Source organism: Devosia sp. Micro-HW1, assembly GCF_056341075.1.
This window is the reverse complement of sequence record NZ_CP094375.1, coordinates 3,221,509-3,244,837: the sequence shown is the minus strand read 5'-3', so window position 1 is coordinate 3,244,837 and position 23,329 is coordinate 3,221,509. Positions and strand designations below refer to the sequence as shown.

Genomic DNA, 23,329 nt, shown 5'->3' with positions numbered 1-23,329 from the left:
GGGAGCCTCAGGGCAACAGGACATCCACGCGCAGCCCTTCGCCGGGTCTGGACTTGATGCTCATCTGGCCGCGATGGCGCTGGATGATGTGCTTGACGATGGCGAGCCCCAGTCCGGTGCCCTTCTTCTTGCGGCTCGATTCCGCGTCGATGCGATAGAAGCGCTCGGTCATGCGGGGCACATGCTCGGGTTCCACCCCGGGGCCGTGATCGACAATGCTGACCATGTGCTGGAGTCCGGGGCGTTCGATGGCTGTCAGCGTCACCTCGACAGTCTTGCCATCGGCGCCATATTTGATGGCATTGTCCATGAGGTTTTCGAACACTTCATAGAGCTGCCCCCGGTCGCCAATCGTGGTGACCGGCGCCTGAGGTAGGCTGAGGATGACGTCGATATCCGCCGCCTTGGCCTGGATCTGCAACCCCTCGCGCACTTCGCGCAGCAGGCCACTGAGATCGACCGCCCCGGTAGGGCGCACATGCTGGTGCATTTCGATGCGCGACAGGCTCAGGAGGTCATCGATCAGCCGGCTCATGCGGTCGGCCTGGCTGCGCATGATGCCGAGAAATTTCTCGCGCGCCGCAGCGTCGCGTGCCGCCGGCCCGAGCAGCGTGTCGATGAAGCCGACGAGGGACGCCAGGGGCGTGCGCAGCTCATGGCTGGCATTGGCGACAAAATCGGTTCGCAAAGCATCGACGCGCTTGAGTTCGGTCAGGCTCTGGAAGGTCACCAGCAATTGGCGGTTCTCGTCGGCGAACCAGTCTCGGTCAGGCCGGCGAATGGGCGCGACCATGACCCTGTCCCAGGTTTCCGAGGGCACGGTTTCATGCAGTTCAAAACTGCGCGGCTCGCCGCTGCGTTGCGAGCTTTCGATGGCCGCGACGAGATCGGGATTGCGCATGACCAGGGTCATGACACGCCCCACCTGCAGGTTCGGATATTGCCTTGCGGCAGCGCCGTTGCGGTAGAGCACGGCCCCGCGCCCATCAAGCACCAGCCCGGGATCGCCGATGGCCTCCACCAGGGCGGGCAACATCTCCCGCTCCACGTCCTGCCGGCTCGGCCCAAGGGCTGGCACTTCGACCGTGTGGGTGACTGTGACAACCGGTTGAGGCAGCATGGCCATGAAGGCGACGACGACCAGGTAACCGATCAGCGCCAGGTCGAGGCGCAATCCACCAAAGAGGACAAAAGCCAGGACAAGCCCGGCAAGACCAAGCAGGAGCGGAGCCTGTCCAGCAAGGCGCACCAGGACATTGTCTGGTCGGCTGGTCAGTCTCGTGCTGCGAAGATCATCCATTTCGGGGGGTCGAATCAACGGTTTAGCCCGCCTCTTGCGCGGGGAACCGGTTCATAGCACGGTCTATGTGACAGTGGAGAGACAGCGTGACAGATCCTATCGACGGCTTTGACATCAACAATCCCGAACTGCCCAAATCCATCAAGAAGGCGGCGTTCGGTTCGGGCGGCTATCCCTATGAGGAGCCGCTCGACAAGGATGAGTATGACACGGCCATGTACGCGCTGCAAAAGCAGCTGGTGCTGCACCAGGCGCATATGGCCAAGGCGGGTACGCGCACCATCATCGTCTTCGAGGGCCGCGACGCCGCCGGCAAGGGCGGCACGATCGAGCGGTTCCGCGAAAATCTCAACCCTCGCTACACCAACATCGTCGCGCTGCCCAAACCGAATGACCGGGAAAGCACACAATGGTATTTCCAGCGCTATGTCGACTGGCTGCCGGCGGCCGGGGAGATGATGCTGTTCGACCGCTCCTGGTATAACCGTGCCGTGGTCGAACCGGTCATGGGTTTTTGCACGCCGGAACAGACGACGACATTCCTTGAGGAAGCCCCGCAGTTCGAGCGGCAGCTGACGCGGGACGGTATAAAACTCTTCAAGTTCTGGCTCTCCATCGGACGGGAAATGCAGTTGAAGCGGTTCCACGACCGCCGCCACGACCCGCTCAAGCAGTGGAAGCTGTCACCGGTCGATCTTAAAGCCCTGGACAAGTGGGAGGAGTATTCTGTCGCCCGGGACCGGATGCTCAAGGCCACCGACAGCCGCCACGCCCCCTGGACGGTGATCCGCGCCAATGACAAGAAACGCCTGCGGCTCAACGCCATCCGCACCGTTCTCCATGGCCTCGATTACGAGGGCAAGGACGAGAAGGAAATCGGCAGAATAGACAGGAAGATCGTGCTGAGCGCGGACGAGTTCGTGGAGATGCAGGGGGAATAGGGCCGCTCCGATCTCAACCTGCCCCTGAAGAAGGGCGAGGGCGCATCGAGACCGCCACGATCACCGCGCCGCCCTGGGCCCGACCCGAGGGCCATTATCGACACGCACCGCGGTCAATCTCTGGCAGAGTGCCGCCGTCTTGTGGCCCTCGGGTCAAGCCCGAGGGCGGAACAGGTTATTGAACGAAAACTAGACGCTGAACGCCCATTCGCCCTTGCGCATGACCGGCTCGGTGGAGCCGTCGGCGTGGACGCCGTCGATGTCGACTTGGTCGGAGCCGATCATCCAGTCGATGTGGATGAGGCTCTTGTTGCCGCCCTGGGCGAAAATCTGGTCCTGGGTCAGGGTCTTGCCGCCCTCGAAACAGTCGGCATAGCACTGGCCCATGGCGATGTGGCACGAGGCGTTTTCGTCGTAGAGCGTGTTGTAGAACAGGATCCCCGAAGCCGAGATCGGCGAGGAATGGGGCACCAGAGCCACTTCGCCCAGGCGCCGCGCGCCCTCGTCGGTATCGAGCACCTTGTTGAACACTTCCTGGCCCTTGGTGGCCTTGAGCTCGACCAGACGGCCGCCTTCGAAGCGGGCCTGGATATTCTCGATCAGCGTGCCGTTATGCGAGAGCGGCTTGGTCGCCGCCACCGTGCCCTCGACGCGCAGGCGGTGCGGGGTGGTGAAGACTTCCTCGGTCGGGATATTGGGGTTGCAGGTGACCCCGTTCTTGGCTTCCGAGGCGCCGCCCTTCCAGCGATGGCCATCGGCAAGCCCCACGGTGAGGTCGGTACCGGGGCCCTTGTACTGGAGGGACGAAAATTTCTTGCCGTTGAGCCAGGTCCAGCGCGCCTTGAGATTGGCATTGTGCTGCTGCCATTCGGCAATCGGGTCGTCGCGGTCGACGCGGCTCGCCTTGAAGATGGCATCGGCCAGCTTGGCGATGGCCACATCCTCGGGGTCGTTGGGGAAGACCAGCTTGGCCCAGTTGGGCGTCGGGTAGGAAACGATGTTCCAGTTGATGTCGAAGCCGGTGATCAGCTCCAGCGCCGGGCGGTAGGCCGCCGAATTGGCGCGATTGGCGCGCGAGACTTTTTCGGGGTCCTCATTGGCCAGCATCATAGGGTTGTCGCCGGAAATGGCGAGGCGCGCGGCGTTGTTCTTGTAGGCTTCGGCCATGCCCTGGTAGAGCCAGCCGGCGGCGCGATCAAAGCTCGCATCCCTGGCGTGGCGGAAGCGCGACAGCGTCGCCTCCTCGTCCGAATAGATGGTGGTCACCAGACCCGCACCGGCCTTGTAGGCATGCTCGGTAATGCGGCGCACCAGCGGGGCCGCCGTCATCGGGCCGGTGATGATCAGGTCCTGGCCCTCGGCAAGCTGCAGGCCGACCTTGATGGCGACTTCGCCGAGCTTGTCGAGTTTGACCGGATCGATGGGGGACGTGCTCATTTGGGCATATGCCTTCTTGCTCTTGAATCGATTGGAGGGAGCCTAGCCTTCCCTTGGCCCCAGCGCCACCCCGGCCCGCGCGGGAGAAAATCGAAAGGCCGATTGACCCAGATCAAGCGCAACGGGCGGCAGAAGGGCGAAATGACCCCATCATCAATGGGGTTTGCCATGACCGTTCTCATCGCCGCCGTTCTGGGCATCTTTGCCGCCTTTGCCGCAGCCCTGGCCTATGGCCAGATCATGACACGGGGCATGCTGGCGCCCGGCGCCCGCCCGCTCGACTAAGCACCAGTCCGACACGACCGCGCCAAGCTTAGGCAAGTTGTGGCGCCGGTCGGCTGTCTGCCTCCGGTTGGACGGTTGTTCGACGGACCCCGAGGCGGATAGCGCCCCATGAGAACAAAAAACGAGACGCATACCGCCCCGGGGCGCCGGTTTTTGGAACTGTCCGGCGGCGGGGGATCGCTCGTCCCGTCGCGGCCGGACTGGAACCTGTGGGACAGGCAAAGACCCCACCCGGCTCACCCGGCCACTGTTCGCCTGCAGGCCGCCGCGCCGGGTGATGGGAGGAGAATACTGGAGGTTTCGAGGGCGAGGATAACTTTGCTCAGACGCAGCAGCACCCCCACCTGACCTCCCCCTGAAACAGGGGGAGGGAGCGAACGAGTTTGCCTGCATGCTTGCGAAAGCACTGGCCTAGCTCCTCCCCCGTGACGGGGAGGGAGCTGCATCGCGTTTGTGGATACGTTTGTGCAACCGGGCTGTCCTCTCCCGCTGGCGGGAGAGGGGGACCGCGCGAAGCGTGGTGGGGAGGGGAGCAGCGGGCACCGAACTTTCATACGATCAGGGACTTGGTGCTTGTTGCACCCCCCTCCACCGCCTAGGCGCGCCTCTCGAGTATAGCCCTCAAGGCTTTCTCACCTAAAATCGCTCCACTGGAGCGATTTTGCCCATGGCCGGTTCGTAGCCCCTCCTCCGTGAACGGGGGAGGATGGGGTGCGTCGCGCCATGGTGACCGGTTGCGAGCATCCTGCCCGTGAGGGGGAGGATGGGCATCGCGTTTGTCATTTGCGCCATTGGCAAGTCCGGTTGATTTGGTTACAAACCGTCCGCCGCTTCATTTTCGAGATCAGGGGAGGCGTTGTATGACAGCATCGATGTACTCTCCCCCTGCGGGCAAGCGCCTGGTTTAGGCCCCTGCCCCCGGTGACCCGCCCTCCTGGCCCGGTCACCCGCGGTTCTTTCCGTCTTGTCTCGCAGTCGCTCCGGTAAACCGGCCCCGCTGCGCCTTTCATTTCCCCGTTTTGAGGAACCGGAGCCGGAGAACGGCGCCGGATACACCAAATGAGTCGCAAGAAACTCGACTTCCGGGCCGATGCTTTCCGCAATGTGCTCGGCTTCACCTTCCGTCACTGGCGTGAGCAGCCCCTGCGCATTGCCGGCATTGCTCTTCTCGTTCTGTCGGCGACCGTTGCCGAAGCCCTGAGTCCGGTTTTTGCCGGCCGGCTGGTCGACGCCGTCGCCTCGGGCCAGAGCAGCTGGGACGGTGCCGTGTCGGCGTTCTGGTTCATGTCCGGTCTTTATCTGGCCTCCGTTGCCCTGCGCCAGCTGGTGTTCCTCAACATCATCCCGCTGACGCTCAAGATGATGAGCAATGTCGCCGCGCAGGGTTTTCATCGCGTGCAGCGCTTCTCCACCGATTGGCATGCCAACAGCTTTGCCGGCTCGACCGTGCGCAAGATCACGCGCGGCATGTGGGCGCTGGACCTCCTGAACGACACGCTGCTGCTGGCGCTGCTGCCCTCGGTGGTCATGCTGGTCGGCGCCACCTTCATTCTCGGCTCCTCCTGGCCGGTCATGGGCCTCGTCGTCGGCCTGGGCTCGCTGATCTATATCTGCGTCACCATCGCGCTGTCGGTGGGGTTCGTGGCGCCTGCCGCGACCCTTTCCAACGCCTGGGACACCAAGGTGGGCGGCGCACTGGCCGATGCGGTGAGCTGCAACAGCGTGGTCAAGGCCTTCGGCGCCGAGGCGCGGGAAGACCGGCTGCTCGACCGGGTCGTTGCCAAGTGGCGCAAGCGCACGCGGCGCACCTGGCGGCGCGGCACGTTCAATGGCGGCATCCAGGGCGTCATGATGGTGGCCATGCAGACCGCCATCCTGGGCACGGCATTGATGCTGTGGCAGAGCGGCGCGGCGACGGCGGGTGACATCACCTTCGTGCTCACCATGTTCTTCCTGCTGCAGGGCCACCTGCGCGACGTGGGCCAGCACATCCGGAACCTGCAGAAGTCGGTCAACGACATGGAGGAACTGGTGAACCTGCATGCCCAGCAGCTGGGCATTGCCGACGCCAGGGGTGCCAAGCCGATCGTCATTGGCGACGGGCATATCCGCTTCGACAATGTCACGTTCCAGTATGGCTCGCACCCGACGCCGCTCTACAAGGATTTCTCGGTGGAGATCCAGCCGGGCGAACGCGTTGGCCTGGTCGGTCACTCCGGCTCGGGCAAGACGACCTTCGTCAAGCTCATTCAGCGGCTCTACGACGTCAGGGGCGGTGCCATCACCATCGACGGGCAGAATATCGCCGAGCACCAGCAGGCGTCGCTGCGCAACCAGATCGCCATCGTGCAGCAGGAACCGATCCTGTTCCACCGGACCCTGGCCGAGAATATCGCCTATGCGCGGCCCGAAGCCACGCGGACCGAAATCATCGAGGCAGCACGGCAGGCCAATGCGCATGACTTCATCATGAGCCTGCCCCGGCAGTATGAAACGCTGGTGGGCGAACGCGGGGTGAAGCTCTCGGGTGGCGAGCGCCAGCGCGTCGCCATTGCCCGGGCCTTCCTTGCCGATGCACCAATCCTCATTCTCGACGAGGCAACATCAAGTCTCGACAGCGAGAGCGAAGTGATGATCCAGCAGGCGATGGAGCGGCTGATGCAGGGCCGCACCACGCTGGTCATCGCGCACCGGCTCTCGACCGTCCGGGCGCTGGACCGGTTGCTGGTGTTCGACAAGGGCCGCATTGTCGAGGAGGGCGACCACCAGGCGCTGATCCGGCTCAATGGCGGCATCTATCGCCGGCTGTTCGAGCGGCAGGCGCTGGAGCTGACCAAAGGGTTGGTGGCGTAGGGAAAAGGGGCGCTTCGGCGCCCCTTCTTCCTAGCTTGCGTCACGATCCTCGCGCTCATATTCGCGCTTGGTCTCCACCTCGGTGAGGACGCGCTCGGACAGGGTGCGCTGGCGATTGCGCATCGTGCCGTAGATCATTGCGCCGCCGAGCACGACGACACCAACCGTGAGCACAATGAGCCACATGGCGGGGCCGACACTATCCATGGCAGTTCTCCTTTCCGGGGAAACGGTGAGAATGGCCAAGGGTTGCCTGCCATCAGAAAGCGCGACCGTCCTGCTCTTTCATATAGTCGATTTCCTCTGGCGTGCTCTCGCGCCCCAGCGCCTTGTTGCGGAAGGGGAAGCGCCCGAAGCGGGCGATGGTGTCGCGATGAGCCTTCATGTAATTGGCCGCATCCTCATTGCCCATGGCATCGAAGAGTTTCACGCCCTCGTCCTGGATCACCAGCGACTCGGCATGCATGAAGGGCATGTAGAAGAACATGGCCCAGCCGCGCTCCACTGCCATGTCATGCCCACCGGCGATCGCCTCCTGCGCGAGGGCAAGCGCCATCTTGTCCTGCGCGAAGGCGACGGGACTGTTGCGATGGAGCTGGCGCGAGAACTGGTCGAGCACGACCAGCTCGGCCAGGCGCCCCTCGGGCGTTTCCCGCCATTGCCAGGCCTCGCCGCGTGCCACCTGGGCATGGAGGTCCATGAACTGGGTGCAGCGCTCATCGAACTCGGCCGCACCGCCGAACCAGTCGTCATAGCCGTGGTCGACAAACCAGAACTGAATGATGGCTTCGGGGCCCTGCATATAAACGCTCCACTTCCACGGACGTCACCCTCGGCCTGACCCGAGGGTGTTACACTGACCGAATTTGAACAAGTGCCATCCCCCCGGGTCAAGCCCGAGGGGACAACCTGAACTAGGCTGCAACTTCGAGGCGGATGCGATTGCCCGAAGGATCGCGGGTTTCGAGATCATTGCCCACCACTTCGATGGGGGCGCCAGCCTTTTCCAGCCGTGTCCTGAGTGCGGCAAGGCTTTCGGCATCGGGCAAGCGGATCGTGAACCACCTGAGGCCGGCCGAACCAGCCGGCGGCAGGGTCGCATTGGGGCCGGACCAGATGTTGAAGGCCAGGGTATGGGGCATGTAGTCGAGCCCGACATCGCCCATGCCGAAGGATTCGATCAAAAGGAATCCGGCAAAGCCGACGACATCGCGATAGAAATCCATGGACTGGAAGAGATCGCTGACATGCACATGGACGTGGCCGATGCGCGTATCCGAGGGCATGCGCGCGGCGAGGACCGGGTTGACGCCCAGTTCACCCAGCAGACCATCGAGATCGATGGGGTCGCGGCCCGAATGGGGCTTGCCCTCGGTGGTCACCGCATAGGTCTCGCCCTTGTCAGGATCGCCCAGCGTGCCGCGCCAGGGGGTCTCGAAGGTGATCTCAATGCCATTGCCGTCGAGATCCCAGAGATAGATAGCCTCGGAAACCAGGTGGTCGGTGGGCGAAATGCGGACATTGCGCTGCAGGGCGCGCACCGCCAGCTGCGCCAGGTCGACCCGGGCGGGCACATGGATGGCGACGTGATAGAGGCCGATAGTGCGGGGCACGACCGGCCTGATGGCGCCGGTTTCGAGCACGATGAGGGTCTTTCCCCCGACACCCATATGCAGCGCGTTGCCGTTTTCCTCGATCAGGTCGAGGCCCACCACGTCCTGCCAGATGGCAAGGGCGCGGCTGCGGTCGGTGACGGCAAGATGCACGGGGCCGAGCCTGGTCGTGAGGGGCAGGATGGGCTCGGACTTGACGTTGGTCTGGACGGATGTGTCGATCATCTCGACCTCCTGGAATGGATCAGTTGTCCAAAAGATAGTCCTCCCACCCCGTTGCACAAAGCGGACGCTGGCGAAGGCATCGTTCGCTGATCGGCACCAGTCAGAGCCCAGCCCTTGCGGCGATGTCGCTCCATTCGGCCATGATGCCGTCGCGGGCGCGCAGACCAGCCGTGACCTCGTGGCGCGTCTCGTCCTGATTGAGCCGGACAAAGACCACGCGCTTTCCCGCCTTTTCGGCCCAGCCTACATACCAGCCCCAGCCCCGCGCATAATCGAAGCTGTAGTCGGCATTGCGGGGATAGGCCGAGCCGGTCTTGCCCCAGACCTGCCAGCCATCGGCCTCCCCGGGGCTTTCGAGCAGGCCGATGGCCCCGTCCATGGCTGACTGCGACACCGGCAATTGCCGCTCGACCAGCGCCGCGACAAAACCCGCCTGTTCCAGGGGCGACACCAGCAGGGAGGAGGAAATCCACGACCGCACAAGGCCATTGTCACGTCCGGCATCGCCGGAGAAGTCTGCATTGCCGAGGTTGAAGGCCCGGGCATAGGCGGTGAGTTTTTCCGCCCCCAGCTGCTCGGTCAGGCGCTGCGAATACCAGACATTGGAATAGTGCATCCACATGGTCGGGTCGGTGTCCTGCCGCCAGGCGGCAACCCAATCGGAATAGCCTTCTTTGAACGGATATCTGGGCTCGGTGGGCGAGGTGATGATGCCGGCATCGAAAGCCATGACGGCGAGGGGCACCTTGAAAGTAGAGGCCGGTGTGACCCGGCTCTCGCAATCGCCTTCGGCCAGCAGCACGGTGCGCGCGGCAGGATCGGCGACAAGGGTGCAGATGGTTCGCGCCTGGGTGGGGGCGACCAGTGCGCAGAGCATCAGGCAAAGCGCCCATGCAAAACGTAGCGATACCATGATGTCCCCTCTGCTTCGTCCATTTCCATTGGTCCGCGATTCAGGCCAAATGGCGGCCATGCTCGACAAGACCTTCTTTGACCGCCCGGCCCCTGACGTTTCACGCGACCTGATCGGAGCGACCCTGCTGCATGAAGGGGTGGGCGGGACAATCGTCGAGGTCGAAGCCTATGACGAGACCGATCCCGCTTCGCATAGCTTTTCCGGCCCGACGCCACGCAACCGGGTCATGTTCGGACCGCCGGGACATGCCTATGTCTACAAGATCTACGGCATTCACTATTGCCTGAATTTCGTCTGCCGGCCGGGCAGCGCCGTGCTGATCAGGGCGCTCGAACCGCTCCACGGCATCGCGGCCATGCGGACCCGCCGTGGCGCCATGCCCGACAAGAATCTGTGTTCCGGCCCGGGCAAGCTGGCCCAGGCCCTGGCCATTGATCTCAGGCAGAATGGCCTTGCTCTCGACGCGCCGCCCTTCGAGGTCGGCGCCGCCGCCGAGGGCCATGAGATTGCCGCCGGCACCCGCATCGGCATCACCAAGGGCGCCGAAACGCCCTGGCGCTTCGTCAAGGCAGGCTCGCCTTTTCTGAGCAAGCCGCTCCCCCGCAGCACGCCGGATTTGTGATCGACGGCAGGGAACCGCCAATAGGCCGCACCGTTGGGGGCACAGGCCGGTGCGTGTCAACCGGACGCGGCGATAATAGGGCTTTTGGTGCGGTTTTTCCGGTTTCCCGCATCAGTCATTTCAACCTGACCCAGGCCTTTGTCTCGTCCGCACCGCGCCACTGAACAGACGCAGGAGGCCAGAATGCCCCAGGGCGACAAGAGCGCTTATACCGACAAGCAGAAGCGCAAGGCTGCGGCCATTGAAGAGGGCTACGAGAAGAAGGGCGTGTCCCACAAGGAGGCGGAAGCCCGCGCCTGGGCCACCGTCAACAAGGACGATGGCGGCGGCAAGAAATCCGGCTCCGGCCGCGGCAAGGATACCGGCCATCCTGCCTCCCACGAGGGCGGCAAGAAGGGCGGCGCGGCATCGGCCAGCCGCTCGGCCGCGGAGCGCTCCGCTTCGGCCAAGAAGGCGGCCGCGACGCGCAAGCGCAATGCCGAGCACCACGCTCACCACTAAGGAAAAGCCCATGTCCGATTCCGGCTCCGCCAAGCCGATCAACCCGCCGCAGACGCAGGACCATCAGCCCGGTCGCGAGACCGAGATGCATCCCAAGCCCGACTATATGCCGAAATTTCCCGGCAATGGGCGCCTGAAGGACAAGGTCGCGATCATCACCGGCGGCGATAGCGGCATTGGCCGGGCTTGCGCGGTGCTGTTTGCCCGCGAGGGCGCGCAGGTGGCGCTGGTCTATCTCGAAGAGACCGAGGACGCGGCGATCACCGCCGATGCCGTCAAGCGAGAGGGCAAGGAAGCCCTGCTGCTGCGCGGCGACGTGGCCGACAAGATCTTTTGCGAAAATGTCGTCGGCCAGGTTATCGAAAACTTCGGCAAGCTCGACGTGCTGGTCAACAATGCTGCCGAGCAGCATCCGCAGAAGGCCCTCACGGACATCACCCCCGAGCAGTTGCGCGAGACCTTCGAGACCAATCTCTTCGGCTATTTCTACCTGACGCAGGCCGCGCTTCCCTATCTCGAAAAAGGCGCCGCCATCGTCAACACCACCTCGGTGACCGCCTATCGCGGCTCGCCCGAGCTGGTAGACTATTCGGCCACCAAGGGCGCCATTGTCTCGTTTACCCGCTCGCTGTCGGGCCAGCTCGCCGAAAAGGGCATCCGCGTCAATGGCGTGGCGCCCGGCCCGATCTGGACGCCGCTGATCCCGGCGACCTTCCCGGCCAAGAAGGTCGCGGAATTTGGCTCCACCCAGCCGCTGAAGCGTGCTGGCCAGCCCAATGAAGTGGCGACCTGCCACCTGTTCCTGGCCTGCGACGAGAGTTCGTACCTCACCGGGCAGGTGCTGCATCCGAATGGCGGGGAGATCATCGGAGGTTGATCGCCCCCATGTTGCCTCCCCGGCAACCCCGTGATTCAACAGGTCTGTGCAAGCCATTGAGTCGCTCGACCTGTTCTCGCCCCATCGCCACGAGCGGCCCAGCCCGCTCGCGGTTCTGCGCGACATTTTCGGACATCGCGAATTCCGCGGCCAGCAGGCCGATGTCATCGACCACGTGGCCGAGGGTGGGGACGCCGTGGTGCTGTTCCCGACAGGCGCCGGCAAGAGCATGTGCTACCAGATCCCGGCCATCTGCCGACAGGGCGTGGGTATCGTCATTTCCCCGCTGATTGCCCTGATGCGCGACCAGGTGGAAGCCCTCAAGCAGGCCGGCGTCGCGGCGGCAGCTCTCAATTCGTCGCTGACATCGGAAGAAAGCGCCGAGGTCCGCCGAAAACTGCGGCGCGGCGAACTCGACCTGCTTTATGTGGCGCCCGAACGCGTGGCGACGCCGGGCTTTGCCAATATGCTGGCCGATGTGCCAATCGCGCTCTTTGCCATCGACGAGGCGCATTGCGTGAGCCAGTGGGGTCACGATTTCCGGCCCGAATATCGCGAGCTCATCCACCTCGTCGAACTCTTTCCCGGCGTGCCGCGCATTGCGCTGACCGCCACGGCGGATCCGACGACGCGCGAAGACATTATCGAGCGCCTGGGGCTCGAACAGGCCGAGGTGTTCACCACCAGCTTCGACCGGCCCAACATTTCCTATTCCATTGTCGAGCGCGACAAGGCGCGCGAGCAGCTGCTCGATTTCCTCGCCGGCCACAAACAGGAGAGCGGCATCGTCTATTGCCTCTCCCGCGCCAAGGTCGAGGACATTGCCGATTATCTCTCGGGCAAGGGCATTCGCGCCCTGCCCTATCATGCCGGGATGAGCGCCGATCTGCGCTCGGCTAACCAGGACGCCTTTTTGAAGGAAGAAGGCCTGTGCCTTGTCGCAACAGTCGCCTTCGGCATGGGGATCGACAAGCCCGACGTGCGCTATGTGGCGCATATGGACCTGCCGGCCTCCATCGAAGCCTATTACCAGGAAACCGGGCGCGCCGGGCGCGACGGGCAGCCCGCCGATGCCTGGATGAGCTATGGCATGGCCGATGTGGTGCAGCGTCGGCGCATGATTGACGAGGGCAATGCGCCCGACGAGATCAAGCGGCTCGAACACGGCAAGCTCAATGCGTTGCTCGGCGTGTGCGAAACCGCCTCCTGCCGGCGGCAGGCCATTCTCAACCACTTTGGCGAGGCCCATGCCGGCGGTTGCGGCAATTGCGATACCTGCCGCTCGCCGGTCGAAAGCTGGGACGGCACCGGGGCCGCGATCAAGGCCATGGCCGCCATCTACCGCACCGGCATGCGTTTCGGGGCCGCCCATGTCATCGACGTGCTCACCGGCAAGGAGACCGAAAAGGTCACCCGCTTCGGCCACCAGCACCAGAAGGTGTTTGGGCAAGGCACGGAGCTCGACGCCAAATCCTGGCAATCGGTCATCCGGCAGTTGACGGCCATGGGCCTGATCGTCGTCGACCATGCCAATCACGGGGCGCTGACGCTGAGCGCCGGGGCCCATGATGTGTTCAAGGGCACCCGAAGCGTCACGCTGCGCAAGGACCGGCCCAAAAAGGCCGTCGAGGTGCGCCGCGCACTGGCCCGTTCGATCGACGTGCCCGAGCATGCGCGGCCGCTGTTCGAGGCGCTGCGTGCCGAACGAACGCGCCTGGCCAAGGCACAGGGCGTGCCGCCCTATGTGATTTTCCACGACGCCACGCTCAAGGCCATGGCGCTGGCGCAGCCGACCCACCCGCATGACATGCTCAACCTGCCCGGCGTCGGCCAGGGCAAGCTGGACAGGTATGGGGACGAGTTTCTGGCGGTGGTGCGGGGGTTCGGGGGATAGATGGTGCTTGATGCGAAGGCCCCCTCACCCGGCCTTCGGCCGACCTCTCCCCCAAAGGGAGAGGTGAAGAGGGTCAGAGCGCGACAGCACCTCTCCCTGGGGGGAGAGGTCGGATTGCGCAGCAATCCGGGTGAGGGGGCCTTTCCATGAGCGAACCGACCAAGCGTCTCCGCCTGCCCATCATCGATATCGCCCGCGGCGTCGCGATTATCGCGATGGTCATCTACCACCTCTCCTGGGACCTATGGTTCTACGGCTTCATCTCTGCTGATGTCGGCTTTGACCCCGGCTGGGTCGCCTTCGCGCGCACCATCCTTTTTGCCTTCATGGTGCTGGTCGGCGTCGGCCTCGTGCTGGGGCATGGCGATGGCATGCGCTGGAAGAGCTTCTGGCGGCGCTGGTTTTTCGTCGTGGGCGGCGCGGCGCTGATCACGCTGGGCACATGGTTCGCCTTCCCCGACAGTTTCGTCTATTTCGGCGTGCTGCATGCCATTGCGCTGACGAGCCTGCTCGCCCTGCCCTTCCTGTTCACGCCGGTCTGGCTGACCGGTCTGGTTGCCGCCGCGGTGATCGGCCTGCATTTCGTCTATGCCGACCCGCTCTTCAACGAGAAGATCTTTTCATGGATCGGCTTCTGGGTGGTGCCGCCGCCGACCAATGACCTGGTGCCGGTGTTTCCATGGTTTGGGGTTGTGCTGCTGGGTGTCGTCGTCATGCGGCTCATTCGCGGCACCAGCGTCGAGGCTCGCCTCGCGGCAATCCAGCCGCGAAACTGGCTCGCCCGGCTGCTGGGCTGGATGGGGCGCTGGAGCCTCGTCATCTATCTCGTGCACCAGCCGCTACTCCTGGCCGTGATCGTGCCGCTCTCCATGGCCATGGGCACGCAGGAAGCCAGCCGCGACATGGATTTCCTCAATTCGTGCCAGATGAGCTGCGAGGCGTCGGGGACGACAGCGGCGCTCTGCGCCGTCTATTGCCAATGCGGGCTTGAAGGCATCGAGCGCGACGACCTCTGGGAGCCGGTCTATTCCGGCCTCGTCTCGGCCGAGGACCAGGCCAAGCTCGACGCCAATAACAGGCAGTGCTCGGCGCTGATCTATCCGGAGCTGGAGACGCCTACTCCGCCAGCTCCGGGAAATACGTCGCCGCCGTCGGCGCCAGAAAATCCCTGAGATCGGACAGGGGCACGGTGATGAGGTCGCCAGTGCAGACCGATATCACATGCGGATAGCCGGACGCGGTAAAGACCACTGAGGGCCCCGGCGCGAGGCGTATGCCAAGATGCTCGGACAGCGCCTGCTCGCCATAGCAGGTCTCGTCCATTTCGGGGTCGTCGAAGAGGACATCTGTTGGCAGGCGTTCCCGCACATAGGCGATGAGGGCCTCGCTCGGACCCCAGACATATTCGGCAGGTGCTGCCTCGGCCACGGCGGGGTCGACGATGTCCGATGGGGCGGCGCCCCATTCGCGCGGCACCCAGGCGGAGAATATGGCGCGCATGTCCAGTTCCTCCCCGGTGGCCGTGTCGAAGGTGAAGCTATCGATATGATTGTAGGGATGCGCCCCGGTGCACCAGAGGCTGCCCGACTGCGTCCAGCTCACGAGGCGCGGCGAAACATAGGTCAATTCCACCAGTTCGCTGTCATAGTCGCCCAGGTGGCCGCCGCGAATGCTGTTCTGACTCTGCAGGCCATAGCTGGCATATTGGTAGGCGAGGCAATCGAACGCCGAGAGATTCATGCGCCCGTGGCGGGTCGCGAGAATGGCGTTGACGGGATCGACGCTTTCGCCGCCGGGCAGGGATACAATCCGTGGGAAGGCAAATCGGGTGCGCGGATCGATGACCTCGCGATATTCCGCGCCGCCGAGCGTTTGTACCGGCCCCTCATCCAGCGGCACGTCGAGCAGCGCCATTTCGTAGGGCGAGCTGGCCCAGTCCAGCGGACCGCCATCGGAAAAGGAGCGGTAGAAGGACTGTTCGTGGAGCGAAAGGGCCGTGGCATTCTCCTCGTCGCCCAGTGGACGCCAGGCGATGACGTCAAGCACCAGGTCCTCTGCTCCTGCCTTCTTGCCCGTGCCTTGCCGCGTGCCGGTGGCGACGAGATTGTTGGCGTCATAGGTCAGGCGCCAGGTCGCCGCGATGGGGGCCTCGAGCACGTCGCCACTGTCATCCAGGACGCAGTCGGCCTCGCCGCAGATGGCCTCTTCGTGCAGGATCCAGGTGTCGCCCTGGTTGGAAACGGGGACAAGCGGAATGTCACCGCCGGTATCGAGATAGGCGAAGCGTCCGGCCACGCCACCATCGCTGGGCTGGGTCATCTCGACCACGATCTGCCGTCCATCAAGCATGCCCTCGAAGGTCAGCGCCGCGGCAAAGGCGGGGGGTGCTGTCAGCGAGACCAGCAAGGCAAGGACCAGGCGCATGGCGGAGACTCCCGTTTGCGCTTTCCTAGCATGCGGCGATGAATGGGAGATGAGTGAAAGTGGGACGCGCATCGAGTCACCCCAAGCTCGGTCCCTCCGCCAATCGATCATCCCGGTTTTGGTTAAACACCATTGGTCAGGGAGGCCGGCCCTCGGGTCAAGCCCGAGGGCGGAACAGTGGTTGGGGCGTGGGCGGCACGAAAGGTCGAGGGGCGAGGTTACGTACTCGCCGCCCTGGCATTGGCTGCGGCGACCAGCTCGTCGGGAATGTCGTCAAAGCTGGCATAGTTCATGTTGTAGAGGCGCGAATAGAGCCCGCCCAGTTCCATGAGCTGGTCGTGATTGCCCTCTTCGATCTTCTCGCCATTCTGCAACACGATGATGCGGTCGGCGCCGCGGATGGTGGCGAGACGATGGGCGATGACCATGCCGGTGCGGCCCTCGAGCAGGATTTCCAGCGCCTTCTGAATCTGCCGCTCGGTATAGCTATCGATATTGGCCGTCGCCTCGTCGAGAACGAGGATTTTGGCATCGGCCACCAGCGCGCGGGCAAAGCTCAAGAGCTGCCGCTGGCCCAGCGAGAGGTTCGAGCCGCGCTGTTCGAGCAAGGTGTCATAGCCCTTTTCGAACCGGGCAATGAATTCATGCGCACCCACCGCCTTGGCGGCATTGATGACGTCTTCGCGCGTGGCCGAGGTCTTGTTGTAGCGAATGTTCTCGAAGATGGTGCCGGTGAACAGGAACGGCTCCTGCAGCACCATGGCGACCTGTTCACCAAGGGACTCCTGGGTCACGTCCCGGACGTCGTGCCCGCCGACCACGACGGCGCCGCCCTGCACTTCATAGAAGCGGTGCACCAGCGCCATGGCCGAGGTCTTGCCCGAGCCGGTCGGGCCGACCAGCGCGACCGTCTCGCCGGGATTGACCTTGAAAGACACATTCTTGAGCACGAGGCGGCCCGGATCGTAGCCGAAGACGACGTCGCGGAATTCCACCGAGCCATCCATGTCGCCGGTCAGCGTCACGGCACCGGGCTTGTCCTCGATCACGGTGGGCAGATCGAGCACTTCGGTAATGCGGCGACCCGAGGTCATGGCCCGCTGCATGATCGAATATTGCATGGTGAGCGAGCGGATCGGGTCGAAGAAGCGCTGGATGTAGAAGAGGAAGGCGACGATGACGCCCACCTGCATGGAGCCATTGAGCACCATGGTTCCGCCAACGACCACGACCGTGGCCATGGAAATGCCGGTGAGGCTATCGACGATGGGCACCATGACCTGGGCATATTTCGACCCCGTCAGCTGGGTGCGCAGGTTATGGTAGGCCTTGTCGTCATAGAGGTCGAAATTGACCTTCTGGCGATCCAGGTTCTGCACCGTGCGCACGCCATTGATGCCTTCGGCCATGGCGCCATTGGTCAGCGAATTGGTTTCGTGTGCCGCCCAGAAGGCGCGCTTGGCCGGTGGCAGCCAGAAGATGCGGATGATGAACAGCGTGGGCATGGTGATGAGCGTCAGCATGCCCAGCCATGGATCGAGGCTCAGCAGCACGATGATGATGCCGAAGAGCAGCACGATGTCGCCCACCGAGACCACCGATGTCTCGAGGAATTCCTGCATGGAATTGACGTCGCCCTGGAGGCGGCTCATGAGGCGCCCGACTTCGGTCTTGTCCATGTAGCTCAGCGAGACGCGCTGGAGCTGGGCAAACATGGCGCGGCGCATGTCGAACAGCACGTTCTCGGCCACCTGGCCCACTTCGGTTTCCTGCACATAGGAAGCGCCGAAATTGAGCAGCACCGCCAGCGCGAACCCGGCCACCGCCCAGAGCAGATGGTTGGGATCGCCCCCGGCCACCAGCGAATTGTCGATGGCATTGCCGATGATCAGCGGAATGGCCAGCTGCGTGCCGGTAAAGACCAGCACGGCCAGCACCGAAAGGTAGATCCTGGAGCGATAGGGGCGCACGAAAGCCCAGATGCGCCGCACCGTCTTGGGGTCATAGGCCTTGCCGAAGACCTCTTCCTCGATGCGGTGGCTGCCCACGGAGGCACGCGGCGGGCGCTGGCCGGGAAAGGCGGCGACTTCGCGTTCGTCTTCGTCAACCACGCTCATTCTGCGGCCTCCAGGTCGTCGGTGGGCCGCGTCTGCAGATCATAAAGCGCCCGGTAGCGCCCGCCCTGTTCGAGAAGTTCGGCATGGCTGCCGCGTTCGATGATCTTGCCATCCTCGAGGAAGAGGATGAGATCGGCATGCATCAGCGAGGACAGCCGGTGGGCGATGATCATGGTGACCCGGTCGCTGGCATAGCGGCGGATGGCCGAGCGGATGCGATGCTCGGTGCCCGCATCGATGGCGGCGGTGGAGTCGTCGAACACCATGACGGCGGGCTTGAGCACCAGGGAGCGCGCAATCGAGAGACGCTGGCGCTGGCCGCCCGAGAGCGACACACCGCGCTCGCCCACGACCGTGTCATAGTCGGCCGGCAGGCCCATGATGTAATTGTGCAGCTGGGCGCTTTCGGCCGCCTTCTCGATCTTGGTCTCCTTGGACCAGGGATCGCCATAGGCAATGTTGTTCTCGATCGTGGTGGTGAAGAGGAACGTATCCTGCTGCACCACGGCGACCGAACGGCGAAGGCTCTGCAAGGTGACGTCGCGCACATCCTGCCCGTCGAGGGTAATGCGGCCGGCAGAGACATCATAGAAGCGCGGGATGAGGTGGGCGAGGGTCGACTTGCCGCTGCCCGGGGCGCCGACAATACCGATGGTCTGGCCCGGACGCGCTTCGAAACTGATGCCGTTGAGCGCCGGCACTGACGCGCCGGGATAGGTGAAGTAGACATCCTCGAAGCGCAGCACGCCATTGCTCAGCCTGAGCGGGGTGGCGCCCGCCCGGTCGGCGATTTCTTCCGGCGCGTCGAGGAAGGCATAGAAGCGCTCGCCGCAAGTCTGGGCGCGGGCGAAGGAATTGACCATGAGGCCAAGCTGGCGCACCGGCATCTGCAGGATGGTCATGAAGGTCAGGAAGCTCGCCAGCGTGCCGACGCTCATCTCCCCCGCAATGACCTTGTTGCCGCCGATCCAGAGCACCAGCCCCATGGCGGTGAAGAATGACAGCGTCATCATCGAGGTATTCTTGACGCGCACCAGCACGCGTTGATGCGCCAGTTCCAGCGCCGCATGCGAGGCCGCATCGAACTTGCCCAGCTCGTGCTTCTGTCCCGAAAAGGCGCGGACGACGCGGATGCCGCCGAGATTCTCTTCCATGACGCGGGTCAGCACGGAGAGCTTTTCCTGCAGGACCATCCAGGTGGCGCGCAGGGTCAGCTGCGCCACCGACGAGCGCCAGGCGACGAAGGGCACAAAGCTCAGGGCGATGAGGCCGAGCAGCCAGTCGGTCGAGATCAGCATCCAGGCGCCGACCCCGATCAGCACCGTCAGCAGGATGGTGCGGACAAAGCCGGTGGAGAAGAACATGCGCACGCCATCGAGATCGAGCAGGCCCAAAGTGATGAGATCGCCCGAATGCACGCGGTCGTGGTAGGAATAGGAGAGGCGCTGCACCTTGTCGTAAAAGGCCAGCCGCAGCTCGTAGCCGACGTGGTGGCCGACGCTTTCCGAGTAATAGTTCTGCACCAGCGTGAACATGCCGCGCGCCACCGACACGGCCAGCAATGTCACCGCCGTCCAGACCAGAGCCTGCTGGGCGCCCTCACCGGCGACCGTCATGACATTTTGCGCGTCGTCGATGGCCTGCCCCAGGAGCCGGGGAATGAGCAATTGCAGCACCGAAGCGACGATGGTCGCCCCGATGGCAAGGCTTGCCTGAAACGGGTGTCGAAATGAAAACAGGGTGATGCGCATCAATGGACCCATGCCTTTGCCGGCATGGGCTGCTGCAACATGGTCCCGAGCATCGCCGCGTGCACGATCGCGGCCAGCCTTGAGGGTAATCAAGGAAGTATCCAGACGTCAGTTAGGTGGGACCCGAATGGGGAGGCGGGAGGACCGTCGACCGGCAATCGGGCAAATCAAATTACTCGCCTGCCTATAAAAGGCGCATCGCGCGTTCCATTCAAGATGCAAATTGCGCAAAAAATGCAACGTTGCGAAGTTTCTGTGACACTGCGAGGCGTCCCGTCGGGCAAATCGCGCGGATAGGGCGATCTGGGTGAGTTGCAGAGCACTTCCCATTCACAGTGCCACCCTCGGACTTGACCCGGAGGCCACTCGCAACGTCCGCCGATGGAGGGGAGCCTCGGCTGGGGAGTGTGCCGGGTCACCCCACCCTCGGTCCCTCCCCATCAAGGGGAGGGAGGCGCCGGGCATGGTTGCAGTGTTCTACCCCACCATATGGCGCAGGGTGAAGTGCCGGTGTTCATCGTCTCCCTCCCCCTTGTGGGGAGGGATCAAGGGTGGGGGTGTTCTGCTAAGCAACCCAGCATGACCCCATGCCGCAACTGATGTGGCGCAGCACGACTGGCAGGTCCATCACTGCGGCAGGAGTTGCCGCATGTTTCCCGCCCTGACTTTTGCCGTCATCGCCATATCGGTCTTTCTCACCTCGACCCTGTCGGGGGTCTTCGGCATGGCCGGGGGGCTGGTCTTGCTCGCCATCCTGCTCGCCATGCTGCCGGTGGCCACGGCCATTGCCGTGCAGGGAGCCATCCAGATCGTTGCCAATGGCTCGCGCGCCTGGTTCAGCCGCGAGCACATCGACTGGCGCGTTCTGGGGTTCATCTGCACCGGGCTCGCGGCAGCCGCGCTCGTCCTCTATATTCTGCGCTACACGCCTGACCTCGCCACGGTCTGCCTTGCCATTGGCCTGATGCCGATCCTGGTCTGGATTCCCAGGGGCTGGCTGGCGCTCGATGCGCAAAAGCCGCTCCATGCTTTCATCTGCGGCTTTGCCGGGGGCGGGCTCAACCTCGCCGTCGGGGTGTCGGGGCCAACGGTCGACATCTTTTTCATTCGCACCAGCATGGACCGGCGCCGGATCATCGCCACCAAGGCGGCGACGCAGGTGATCTCGCATGCGTCCAAGGTGGTGTTCTATGGCGGGCTGGGGGCTGCCATGGGCCAGGGCGACTGGCTCATGGTGCTGGTCGCCGCGCCCTTTGCCATTGCCGGAACCAATCTGGGCTATCACATCCTGCAGCGCATGAGCGACGAGGGGTTCCGGCGCTGGACCCGCTGGGTCGTCACCGGCATTGGACTATTCTATTTCATCCGTGGCCTGTCCTTGCTCCCTGGCTTCTGATTCTCCTGTTGAAGCATTGCCTTGATCGGAAAACCGGTTCCCACTTTTCCGGGCAATGCTCTATGTTGCCGGCGGGAGACGACATGGCACCTTTCGACAGCGTAACCGCACGCCTCATTCTACTTCTGGCTGAAACCGGCTCGATCGGCCGCGCTGCGGAGCGCGAGGGCATAGCGTCATCGGCGGTCAGCCGCCGGGTCTCCGATCTCGAAGGGCGGCTGGGCGTCGTGCTGTTCGACCGCTCCGCCCATGGCGTGAAACTGACCAAGGCCGGCGAAGCCTATGCGGAGGGCTGTCGCACCGTCCTGCGCTCGATTGCCGATCTCGATGCCATCATGGACGATTTCGGCTCCGGCCAGCGCGGCAGCCTCCGCCTCGCCTGCACCAGCTCGGCGCTCACCGGACGCCTGCCGGAACTGCTGGCGAAATTCGCCGCCAAATATCCCGGCATCGAGATTGCCATTTCGGAAATGGGGGCCGCCAAGGCGCTGCTGGCGCTGGATGAGGGCCAGGCCGACATTGCCATCGTTTCGGACAATTACGACTTTTCGCGCTTCGACATCCGCCCCTTCGAGGACGAACGGGTCTGGGTGCTGGTGCCGCCCGAGCATGAACTGGCCGCGCAGATCGAACCGCGCAAATCGGTGCCCTTCGCGACCGTCATGCCCTATGCCATCGTCGGCATCCACCATGCCGGATCGCTCGACCGCCTGCTCACCGAGGCGGCTGGGAAAGAGGGGCGGAAACTGACCGAGGCGTTGCGGGTGGAAAGCTTCCCCGCGCTGGTGCGCATGGTGGAAGCCGGGTTCGGCATCGGCTTCCTGCGCTCGACAAGCCTCCACCTGCTGGCCGGGACGGACCTGGTCTGCGCGCCCCTGGCCGAACCCTGGGCAATGCGGCAATTGCTGGTGGCGCGACGCAAGTCGAGCCCGCTCTCGGCAGCCATGAAAAGCTTCGTGGCCCTGGCCAGCGAGACTTATCTGCCGACCGCGTAGTTAAATCGGATAAATTCCGTCAACTTTTCCTTTGACAGCCTCGTCGACCCGAGTCTAGGAAACCGGACAAGCGCCATCATGTTTGGCGCGACCACCGCCAACCCTTGACTGGACTCGATCGATGACCTCGCTTTTGCGCACCACTGCCCTTGTGGCCGCCCTGTTTGCCGGCTCCCTTGCCCTTGCTCCCGCCGTCTTCGCGCAGGAGAAGGTTGTTGCGACCCCGCAGGGCGAGGTGACCCTGCCGGGCGTGCCGGCCAAGGTTCTGACGCAGGACTGGGCGGTGTTCGATGACCTCAACGCCCTGGGCGTCACCGTTGCCGGCGTGCCCTCGTCCAATGCCCCGACCTATCTGAACGGCAAGATCCCGGCCGATGCACTGCAGATCGGCTCGCTCTTCGAGCCCGATTTCGAGGGCATTGCCGCTGCCGAAGCAGACGCCTATTTCGTCGCCGCCCGTTCGGCTGCGGCCTTCGAGACCGCCAAGGACATCCTGCCCACAATCGACCTTTCGGTCGACAATGCCGACATCGTCACCGGCGTGAAGGCCAACATCACCAAGTTGGGCGAAATCTTCGACCTCGAGGACAAGGCCGCTGAACTCAACGCCGCACTCGACGCCAAGGTCGCTGAAGTGACCGCTGCTGCCGAAGGCAAGGGCACGGCTCTCGTCCTCGTCACCAATGCCGGCAAGCTCGGCGTCTATGGCCCCGATTCCCGCGTCTCCTGGGTCTACAACAATGTCGGCATGCCCTCGGCCCTCGCTAACGTTGCCGACGGCGACCATGGCGGCGACTCTGTGTCGTTCGAATTCCTGCTCGAAGTGAACCCGGACTGGGTGTTCGTCGTCGACCGTGATGCCGGCACCGGCGAAAACGCCGGCGCTGCCGCAGCCCTGCTCGACAACGAACTGTTCAACCAGACCACTGCCGCCAAGGAAGGTCAGATCGTCTATCTCGACCCCCAGGCGTCCTACATCTCGATGCACGGCTACCAGGGCGTGATGCTGCTGCTCGACCAGGTCTTGGCCGGTTTGAACGGCTAAAACTCAATCCGGTGGCTACCGGTCACCCCACCCTCAATCCCTCCCCATCAAGGGGAGGGAGGCGCAGGCCGAGGCGTCTCGGTTCTTTCGTCTCCCTCCCCCTTGTGGGGGGACCAGGGGTGGGGTTGGGTCGCCAC

Annotated in this window: 20 protein-coding genes; 11 read left to right on the top strand and 9 right to left on the bottom strand. The window is 63.9% G+C overall.

Features of this window, described 5'->3' with window-relative positions; all coding sequences use genetic code 11:
* Positions 1 to 7 precede the first annotated feature (7 nt).
* Positions 8 to 1,300, bottom strand: coding sequence for a sensor histidine kinase (locus MQW79_RS15620; RefSeq protein ID WP_476585392.1), 1,293 nt, complete (start codon positions 1,298 to 1,300; stop codon positions 8 to 10).
* Positions 1,301 to 1,386: 86 nt separating this feature from the next.
* On the opposite strand from MQW79_RS15620, the gene ppk2 reads away from it, so the two are divergent.
* Positions 1,387 to 2,241, top strand: coding sequence for a polyphosphate kinase 2 (gene ppk2 / locus MQW79_RS15615; RefSeq protein ID WP_476585391.1), 855 nt, complete (start codon positions 1,387 to 1,389; stop codon positions 2,239 to 2,241).
* Between the two features lie 189 nt (positions 2,242 to 2,430).
* Here the strand turns inward: ppk2 and MQW79_RS15610 are convergent, their stop codons facing one another.
* Positions 2,431 to 3,678 (bottom strand): aminopeptidase, encoded by a 1,248-nt coding sequence (locus MQW79_RS15610; protein WP_476585390.1) that lies wholly within the window; start codon positions 3,676 to 3,678, stop codon positions 2,431 to 2,433.
* A 102-nt stretch (positions 3,679 to 3,780) separates the two neighbouring features.
* Here MQW79_RS15610 and MQW79_RS15605 point away from each other — a divergent pair, with 102 nt between their 5' ends.
* Both MQW79_RS15605 and MQW79_RS15600 read left to right on the top strand, forming a co-directional pair.
* On the top strand, positions 3,781 to 3,963 hold the full coding sequence (locus MQW79_RS15605) for a hypothetical protein (RefSeq protein ID WP_476585389.1): 183 nt from the start codon (positions 3,781 to 3,783) through the stop codon (positions 3,961 to 3,963).
* A gap of 1,059 nt (positions 3,964 to 5,022) precedes the next feature.
* The gene (locus MQW79_RS15600; protein ID WP_476585388.1) at positions 5,023 to 6,816 is read left to right on the top strand and encodes an ABC transporter ATP-binding protein; all 1,794 of its coding nucleotides are present in this window, start codon (positions 5,023 to 5,025) and stop codon (positions 6,814 to 6,816) included.
* Between the two features lie 30 nt (positions 6,817 to 6,846).
* Here MQW79_RS15600 and MQW79_RS15595 read toward each other — a convergent pair whose 3' ends face one another.
* The 4 genes from MQW79_RS15595 to blaOXA all read right to left on the bottom strand — a co-directional run bounded on the left by MQW79_RS15595 (position 6,847) and on the right by blaOXA (position 9,567).
* Positions 6,847 to 7,023 (bottom strand): hypothetical protein, encoded by a 177-nt coding sequence (locus tag MQW79_RS15595; RefSeq protein WP_476585387.1) that lies wholly within the window; start codon positions 7,021 to 7,023, stop codon positions 6,847 to 6,849.
* 52 nt (positions 7,024 to 7,075) lie between these two features.
* Positions 7,076 to 7,618, bottom strand: coding sequence for a DUF924 family protein (locus MQW79_RS15590; protein ID WP_476585386.1), 543 nt, complete (start codon positions 7,616 to 7,618; stop codon positions 7,076 to 7,078).
* Positions 7,619 to 7,730: 112 nt separating this feature from the next.
* Positions 7,731 to 8,654, bottom strand: a complete 924-nt coding sequence (locus MQW79_RS15585; protein ID WP_476585385.1) for a VOC family protein — start codon at positions 8,652 to 8,654, stop codon at positions 7,731 to 7,733.
* 100 nt (positions 8,655 to 8,754) lie between these two features.
* Positions 8,755 to 9,567 carry a class D beta-lactamase gene (blaOXA, locus tag MQW79_RS15580; RefSeq protein WP_476585384.1) on the bottom strand — a complete coding sequence of 271 codons (813 nt, stop codon included), beginning with the start codon at positions 9,565 to 9,567 and terminating at the stop codon, positions 8,755 to 8,757.
* A gap of 49 nt (positions 9,568 to 9,616) precedes the next feature.
* Between blaOXA and MQW79_RS15575 the strand changes: the two genes are divergently transcribed.
* From MQW79_RS15575 to MQW79_RS15555, 5 genes are all read left to right on the top strand, one after another.
* Positions 9,617 to 10,192 (top strand): DNA-3-methyladenine glycosylase, encoded by a 576-nt coding sequence (locus MQW79_RS15575; protein ID WP_476585383.1) that lies wholly within the window; start codon positions 9,617 to 9,619, stop codon positions 10,190 to 10,192.
* A gap of 183 nt (positions 10,193 to 10,375) precedes the next feature.
* Positions 10,376 to 10,693 (top strand): plasmid stabilization protein, encoded by a 318-nt coding sequence (locus MQW79_RS15570; RefSeq protein ID WP_476585382.1) that lies wholly within the window; start codon positions 10,376 to 10,378, stop codon positions 10,691 to 10,693.
* A gap of 10 nt (positions 10,694 to 10,703) precedes the next feature.
* Positions 10,704 to 11,570 carry an SDR family oxidoreductase gene (locus MQW79_RS15565; RefSeq protein ID WP_476585381.1) on the top strand — a complete coding sequence of 289 codons (867 nt, stop codon included), beginning with the start codon at positions 10,704 to 10,706 and terminating at the stop codon, positions 11,568 to 11,570.
* A gap of 46 nt (positions 11,571 to 11,616) precedes the next feature.
* On the top strand, positions 11,617 to 13,464 hold the full coding sequence (gene recQ / locus MQW79_RS15560) for a DNA helicase RecQ (protein ID WP_476585380.1): 1,848 nt from the start codon (positions 11,617 to 11,619) through the stop codon (positions 13,462 to 13,464).
* Between the two features lie 146 nt (positions 13,465 to 13,610).
* Positions 13,611 to 14,636, top strand: a complete 1,026-nt coding sequence (locus MQW79_RS15555) for an acetyltransferase domain-containing protein (RefSeq protein ID WP_476585379.1) — start codon at positions 13,611 to 13,613, stop codon at positions 14,634 to 14,636.
* On the opposite strand, the gene MQW79_RS15550 is transcribed toward MQW79_RS15555, so the two are convergent.
* The 3 genes from MQW79_RS15550 to MQW79_RS15540 all read right to left on the bottom strand — a co-directional run bounded on the left by MQW79_RS15550 (position 14,581) and on the right by MQW79_RS15540 (position 19,768).
* Entirely contained in the window at positions 14,581 to 15,888 is a 1,308-nt protein-coding gene (locus MQW79_RS15550; protein ID WP_476585378.1) for a hypothetical protein, read from the bottom strand. The two genes, MQW79_RS15555 and MQW79_RS15550, sit on opposite strands and share 56 nt — an antisense overlap.
* Before the next feature lie 218 nt (positions 15,889 to 16,106).
* Positions 16,107 to 18,005 carry an ABC transporter ATP-binding protein gene (locus MQW79_RS15545; RefSeq protein WP_476585377.1) on the bottom strand — a complete coding sequence of 633 codons (1,899 nt, stop codon included), beginning with the start codon at positions 18,003 to 18,005 and terminating at the stop codon, positions 16,107 to 16,109.
* Positions 18,002 to 19,768: an ABC transporter ATP-binding protein gene (locus MQW79_RS15540; RefSeq protein WP_476588249.1), complete on the bottom strand. Its 1,767-nt coding sequence runs from the start codon at positions 19,766 to 19,768 to the stop codon at positions 18,002 to 18,004. The genes MQW79_RS15545 and MQW79_RS15540 overlap by 4 nt, the downstream gene beginning before the upstream one ends.
* 637 nt (positions 19,769 to 20,405) lie before the next feature.
* Here MQW79_RS15540 and MQW79_RS15535 point away from each other — a divergent pair.
* The 3 genes from MQW79_RS15535 to MQW79_RS15525 all read left to right on the top strand — a co-directional run bounded on the left by MQW79_RS15535 (position 20,406) and on the right by MQW79_RS15525 (position 23,192).
* Positions 20,406 to 21,152 carry a sulfite exporter TauE/SafE family protein gene (locus MQW79_RS15535; RefSeq protein WP_476585376.1) on the top strand — a complete coding sequence of 249 codons (747 nt, stop codon included), beginning with the start codon at positions 20,406 to 20,408 and terminating at the stop codon, positions 21,150 to 21,152.
* Positions 21,153 to 21,235: 83 nt separating this feature from the next.
* On the top strand, positions 21,236 to 22,147 hold the full coding sequence (locus MQW79_RS15530; protein ID WP_476585375.1) for a LysR family transcriptional regulator: 912 nt from the start codon (positions 21,236 to 21,238) through the stop codon (positions 22,145 to 22,147).
* 121 nt (positions 22,148 to 22,268) lie between these two features.
* Positions 22,269 to 23,192 carry a siderophore ABC transporter substrate-binding protein gene (locus tag MQW79_RS15525; protein WP_476585374.1) on the top strand — a complete coding sequence of 308 codons (924 nt, stop codon included), beginning with the start codon at positions 22,269 to 22,271 and terminating at the stop codon, positions 23,190 to 23,192.
* Positions 23,193 to 23,329: the final 137 nt, after the last annotated feature.

Coding starts and splice junctions, on each gene's coding strand:
- MQW79_RS15550 (WP_476585378.1), bottom strand. CDS start 15,888: ATGCGCCTGGTCCTTGCCTTGCTGGTCTCGCTGACAGCACCCCCCGCC.
- MQW79_RS15610 (WP_476585390.1), bottom strand. CDS start 3,678: ATGAGCACGTCCCCCATCGATCCGGTCAAACTCGACAAGCTCGGCGAA.
- MQW79_RS15540 (WP_476588249.1), bottom strand. CDS start 19,768: ATGGGTCCATTGATGCGCATCACCCTGTTTTCATTTCGACACCCGTTT.
- MQW79_RS15535 (WP_476585376.1), top strand. CDS start 20,406: ATGTTTCCCGCCCTGACTTTTGCCGTCATCGCCATATCGGTCTTTCTC.
- MQW79_RS15600 (WP_476585388.1), top strand. CDS start 5,023: ATGAGTCGCAAGAAACTCGACTTCCGGGCCGATGCTTTCCGCAATGTG.
- MQW79_RS15595 (WP_476585387.1), bottom strand. CDS start 7,023: ATGGATAGTGTCGGCCCCGCCATGTGGCTCATTGTGCTCACGGTTGGT.
- MQW79_RS15575 (WP_476585383.1), top strand. CDS start 9,617: ATGGCGGCCATGCTCGACAAGACCTTCTTTGACCGCCCGGCCCCTGAC.
- blaOXA (WP_476585384.1), bottom strand. CDS start 9,567: ATGGTATCGCTACGTTTTGCATGGGCGCTTTGCCTGATGCTCTGCGCA.
- MQW79_RS15590 (WP_476585386.1), bottom strand. CDS start 7,618: ATGCAGGGCCCCGAAGCCATCATTCAGTTCTGGTTTGTCGACCACGGC.
- MQW79_RS15585 (WP_476585385.1), bottom strand. CDS start 8,654: ATGATCGACACATCCGTCCAGACCAACGTCAAGTCCGAGCCCATCCTG.
- MQW79_RS15530 (WP_476585375.1), top strand. CDS start 21,236: ATGGCACCTTTCGACAGCGTAACCGCACGCCTCATTCTACTTCTGGCT.
- MQW79_RS15555 (WP_476585379.1), top strand. CDS start 13,611: ATGAGCGAACCGACCAAGCGTCTCCGCCTGCCCATCATCGATATCGCC.
- MQW79_RS15620 (WP_476585392.1), bottom strand. CDS start 1,300: ATGGATGATCTTCGCAGCACGAGACTGACCAGCCGACCAGACAATGTC.
- MQW79_RS15525 (WP_476585374.1), top strand. CDS start 22,269: ATGACCTCGCTTTTGCGCACCACTGCCCTTGTGGCCGCCCTGTTTGCC.
- MQW79_RS15565 (WP_476585381.1), top strand. CDS start 10,704: ATGTCCGATTCCGGCTCCGCCAAGCCGATCAACCCGCCGCAGACGCAG.
- MQW79_RS15545 (WP_476585377.1), bottom strand. CDS start 18,005: ATGAGCGTGGTTGACGAAGACGAACGCGAAGTCGCCGCCTTTCCCGGC.
- MQW79_RS15570 (WP_476585382.1), top strand. CDS start 10,376: ATGCCCCAGGGCGACAAGAGCGCTTATACCGACAAGCAGAAGCGCAAG.